The following is a 5,315-nucleotide window of genomic DNA, read 5'->3' as shown; positions in this document are numbered from 1 at the left end:
TGCTAAGCGACTACCTTATCTCACAGGGGGCAACCCCCAACTACTTCCGGCGTTCTAGGGCTTAACTTCTGTGTTCGGCATGGGTACAGGTGTATCTCCTAGGCTATCGTCACTTAACTGCTGAGTATCTAACACACTCAAAATTGAATAACGTCTCAAATTGTAAAAGATTTACCTCTACGCTATCTTTCTCAATGAAATTGTACTCCGGCTAAATCCTTACTAGATCTGCCTTCATTACTTAAGTAATTGTATTCGAACTAAAAAGCTAGTGATTTAGATAAATCCGCTTGAAGTCCCTATGACTTCTGCGCAGATTCCCTAAAATCATACGCTTTTCTTCACGTTCTCATTACTTCTTCTCGGATAAGTCCTCGAGCTATTAGTATTAGTCCGCTCCATTGCTCACACAACTTCCACTCCTAACCTATCTACCTGATCTTCTCTCAGGGCTCTTACTAACATAACGTTATGGGAAATCTCATCTTGAGGTGGGTTTCACACTTAGATGCTTTCAGCGTTTATCCCTTCCCTACATAGCTACCCAGCGATGCTCTTGGCAGAACAACTGGTACACCAGCGGTAAGTCCACTCTGGTCCTCTCGTACTAGGAGCAGATCCTCTCAAATTTCCTTCGCCCGCGACGGATAGGGACCGAACTGTCTCACGACGTTCTGAACCCAGCTCGCGTGCCGCTTTAATGGGCGAACAGCCCAACCCTTGGGACCGACTACAGCCCCAGGATGCGACGAGCCGACATCGAGGTGCCAAACCTCCCCGTCGATGTGAACTCTTGGGGGAGATAAGCCTGTTATCCCCAGGGTAGCTTTTATCCGTTGAGCGATGGCCCTTCCATACGGAACCACCGGATCACTAAGCCCGACTTTCGTCCCTGCTCGAGTTGTTGCTCTCGCAGTCAAGCTCCCTTATACCTTTACACTCTGCGATTGATTTCCAACCAATCTGAGGGAACCTTTGGGCGCCTCCGTTACCTTTTAGGAGGCGACCGCCCCAGTCAAACTGCCCGTCAGACACTGTCTCCGATAGGGATCACCTATCCGGGTTAGAGTGGCCATAACACAAGGGTAGTATCCCAACATCGCCTCCATCGAAACTGGCGTCCCGATCTCTTTGGCTCCTACCTATCCTGTACATGTGGCACAGACACTCAATATCAAACTGCAGTAAAGCTCCATGGGGTCTTTCCGTCCTGTCGCGGGTAACCTGCATCTTCACAGGTACTAAAATTTCACCGAGTCTCTCGTTGAGACAGTGCCCAAATCATTACGCCTTTCGTGCGGGTCGGAACTTACCCGACAAGGAATTTCGCTACCTTAGGACCGTTATAGTTACGGCCGCCGTTTACTGGGGCTTCAATTCATACCTTCGACTTACGTCTAAGCACTCCTCTTAACCTTCCAGCACCGGGCAGGCGTCACCCCCTATACATCATCTTACGATTTAGCAGAGAGCTGTGTTTTTGATAAACAGTTGCTTGGGCCTATTCACTGCGGCTGACTTTAAGCCAGCACCCCTTCTCCCGAAGTTACGGGGTCATTTTGCCGAGTTCCTTAACGAGAGTTCTCTCGATCACCTGAGGCTACTCGCCTCGACTACCTGTGTCGGTTTGCGGTACGGGTAGAGTATAAATTAACGCTAGAAGCTTTTCTTGGCAGTGTGACGTCACTCACTTCGCTACTAAACTTCGCTCCCCATCACAGCTCAATGTTACAGATAGAAGCATTTGACTCCTATCACACCTCACTGCTTAGACGTGCTCTTCCATTCGCACGCTTGAGTTAGCCTACTGCGTCCCTCCTTCACTCTATACTCTAGTACAGGAATCTCTACCTGTTGGCCATCGGATACACCTTTCGGTCTCTCCTTAGGTCCCGACTAACCCAGGGCGGACGAGCCTTCCCCTGGAAACCTTAGTCTTACGGTGGACAGGATTCTCACCTGTCTTGCGCTACTCATACCGGCATTCTCACTTCTATGCGTTCCAGCGCTCCTCACGGTACACCTTCACCACACATAGAACGCTCTCCTACCATCCCCTAAAGGATCCACAGCTTCGGTAAATTGTTTTAGCCCCGGTACATTTTCGGCGCAGGGTCACTCGACTAGTGAGCTATTACGCACTCTTTGAATGAATAGCTGCTTCTAAGCTAACATCCTAGTTGTCTGTGCAACCCCACATCCTTTTCCACTTAACAATTATTTTGGGACCTTAGCTGGTGGTCTGGGCTGTTTCCCTTTCGACTACGGATCTTAGCACTCGCAGTCTGACTGCCGACCATAATTCATTGGCATTCGGAGTTTATCTGAGATTGGTAATCCGGGATGGACCCCTCACCCAAACAGTGCTCTACCTCCAAGAATCTTTCTGTCGACGCTAGCCCTAAAGCTATTTCGGAGAGAACCAGCTATCTCCAAGTTCGTTTGGAATTTCTCCGCTACCCACAAGTCATCCAAGCACTTTTCAACGTGCCCTGGTGCGGTCCTCCAGTGAGTTTTACCTCACCTTCAACCTGCTCATGGGTAGGTCACATGGTTTCGGGTCTACATCATGATACTATACCGCCCTCTTCAGACTCGGTTTCCCTACGGCTCCGTCTCTTCAACTTAACCTCGCATCATAACGTAACTCGCCGGTTCATTCTACAAAAGGCACGCTCTCACCCATTAACGGGCTCGAACTTGTTGTAGGCACACGGTTTCAGGTTCTCTTTCACTCCCCTCCCGGGGTGCTTTTCACCTTTCCCTCACGGTACTGGTTCACTATCGGTCACTAGGGAGTATTTAGGGTTGGGAGATGGTCCTCCCAGATTCCGACGGGATTCCTCGTGTCCCGCCGTACTCAGGATCCTGCTAGGTATAAAGATTATTTAAAATACGAGGCTCTTACTCTCTCTGGCAACCTTTCCCAAGGTCTTCTTCTATAATCTTTAAATCCACATCGCAGTCCTACAACCCCGAGAAGTAAACTTCTCGGTTTGCCCTCTTGCCCTTTCGCTCGCCGCTACTCAGGCAATCGCTTTTGCTTTCTCTTCCTGCAGCTACTTAGATGTTTCAGTTCACTGCGTCTTCCTCCTCATATCCTTAACAGATACGGGTAACAGGTATCTACCTGTTGGGTTCCCCCATTCGGACATCCCTGGATCTACGCTTACTTACAGCTCCCCAAGGCATTTCGTCGTTTGTCACGTCCTTCTTCGGCTCCTAGTGCCAAGGCATCCACCGTGCGCCCTTACTAACTTAACCTTATTTTTGACCTCTCAGTCATATACTCATTAATATTCACAGCGTTTTCGGTTTATTTTCTTGTTACTATTTGATATCGTTATTCAATTTTCAATGTGCTAAATTTAGGATAGTTAGTCTCGTATTCAACTTAACTTCTTTATTAAGTTTAGTAGGATTCTATCCTAATGGAGCCTAGCGGGATCGAACCGCTGACCTCCTGCGTGCAAAGCAGGCGCTCTCCCAGCTGAGCTAAGGCCCCACAAGACCTCTCAAAACTAAACAAGACAAACTCAATGGCTTCCGTTTTCCTTAGAAAGGAGGTGATCCAGCCGCACCTTCCGATACGGCTACCTTGTTACGACTTCACCCCAATCATCTATCCCACCTTAGGCGGCTGGCTCCTTACGGTTACCTCACCGACTTCGGGTGTTACAAACTCTCGTGGTGTGACGGGCGGTGTGTACAAGGCCCGGGAACGTATTCACCGCGGCGTGCTGATCCGCGATTACTAGCGATTCCGACTTCATGTAGGCGAGTTGCAGCCTACAATCCGAACTGAGACTGGCTTTCAGAGATTAGCTTGCCGTCACCGGCTTGCGACTCGTTGTACCAGCCATTGTAGCACGTGTGTAGCCCAGGTCATAAGGGGCATGATGATTTGACGTCATCCCCACCTTCCTCCGGTTTATTACCGGCAGTCTCGCTAGAGTGCCCAACTCAATGATGGCAACTAACAATAAGGGTTGCGCTCGTTGCGGGACTTAACCCAACATCTCACGACACGAGCTGACGACAACCATGCACCACCTGTCACCAGTGCCCCGAAGGGAAACCCTATCTCTAGGGCAGTCACTGGGATGTCAAGACCTGGTAAGGTTCTTCGCGTTGCTTCGAATTAAACCACATGCTCCACCGCTTGTGCGGGCCCCCGTCAATTCCTTTGAGTTTCAACCTTGCGGTCGTACTCCCCAGGCGGAGTGCTTAATGCGTTAGCTGCGGCACTAAGTCCCGGAAAGGACCTAACACCTAGCACTCATCGTTTACGGCGTGGACTACCAGGGTATCTAATCCTGTTCGCTCCCCACGCTTTCGAGCCTCAGCGTCAGTTACAGACCAGAGAGCCGCTTTCGCCACCGGTGTTCCTCCATATATCTACGCATTTCACCGCTACACATGGAATTCCACTCTCCCCTTCTGCACTCAAGTTAAACAGTTTCCAAAGCCTACAATGGTTGAGCCACTGCCTTTCACTTCAGACTTTTCTAACCGCCTGCGCTCGCTTTACGCCCAATAAATCCGGACAACGCTCGGGACCTACGTATTACCGCGGCTGCTGGCACGTAGTTAGCCGTCCCTTTCTGGTTAAGTACCGTCACAGCATGAACTTTCCATTCTCACACTCGTTCTTCCTTAACAACAGAGCTTTACGATCCGAAAACCTTCTTCACTCACGCGGCGTTGCTCGGTCAGGGTTCCCCCCATTGCCGAAGATTCCCTACTGCTGCCTCCCGTAGGAGTCTGGGCCGTGTCTCAGTCCCAGTGTGGCCGATCACCCTCTCAGGTCGGCTATGTATCGTTGCCTAGGTAGGCCATTACCCTACCTACTAGCTAATACAACGCAGGTCCATCTACTAGCGATGCAATTGCATCTTTCAAGCATCTAACATGTGTTACATACTGTTATGCGGTATTAGCTATCGTTTCCAATAGTTATCCCCCTCTAATAGGTAGGTTACCTACGCGTTACTCACCCGTTCGCAACTCACAGTCTATGGTGTAGCAAGCTACGGTATAAACTGTGCGTCCTACTTGCATGTATTAGGCACGCCGCCAGCGTTCGTCCTGAGCCAGGATCAAACTCTCATATAAAGTTTGAGCTCTCACTCATTTCTGTCACTGACAGATTTATTGTTTCTTCTTAATGTTTGACGGACTGTCTTCTTAAACAGTCGCCTGCACATTGGTTCGTCTTGTTCAGTTTTCAAAGGTCTTTGTCGCCCCTCAAGTGACAACTATCTTAGTATATCATCTCCTTCTCTTCTTGTCAATACCTTTTTTCATCTTTTTTT

Annotated in this window: 1 tRNA gene and 3 rRNA genes; all 4 read right to left on the bottom strand. The window is 49.4% G+C overall.

Features of this window, described 5'->3' with window-relative positions:
- Position 1: 1 nt before the first annotated feature.
- A 5S ribosomal RNA gene (rrf, locus tag HMPREF2574_RS08750) occupies positions 2-117 on the bottom strand.
- 245 nt (positions 118-362) lie between these two features.
- Positions 363-3,264, bottom strand: a 23S ribosomal RNA gene (locus HMPREF2574_RS08745).
- A gap of 168 nt (positions 3,265-3,432) precedes the next feature.
- A tRNA-Ala gene (locus tag HMPREF2574_RS08740) sits at positions 3,433-3,505 on the bottom strand.
- 54 nt (positions 3,506-3,559) lie between these two features.
- Positions 3,560-5,115: ribosomal RNA gene (locus HMPREF2574_RS08735) — 16S ribosomal RNA — on the bottom strand.
- The 16S, 23S and 5S rRNA genes sit together here with 1 tRNA gene alongside, the layout of an rRNA operon.
- Positions 5,116-5,315: the final 200 nt, after the last annotated feature.

It is taken from the genome of Streptococcus sp. HMSC034E12 (assembly GCF_001835915.1).
Lineage (GTDB): Bacteria > Bacillota > Bacilli > Lactobacillales > Streptococcaceae > Streptococcus > Streptococcus vaginalis.
The sequence above is the reverse complement of the archived record's forward strand: the minus strand, read 5'-3'. Positions and strand labels throughout refer to the sequence as shown.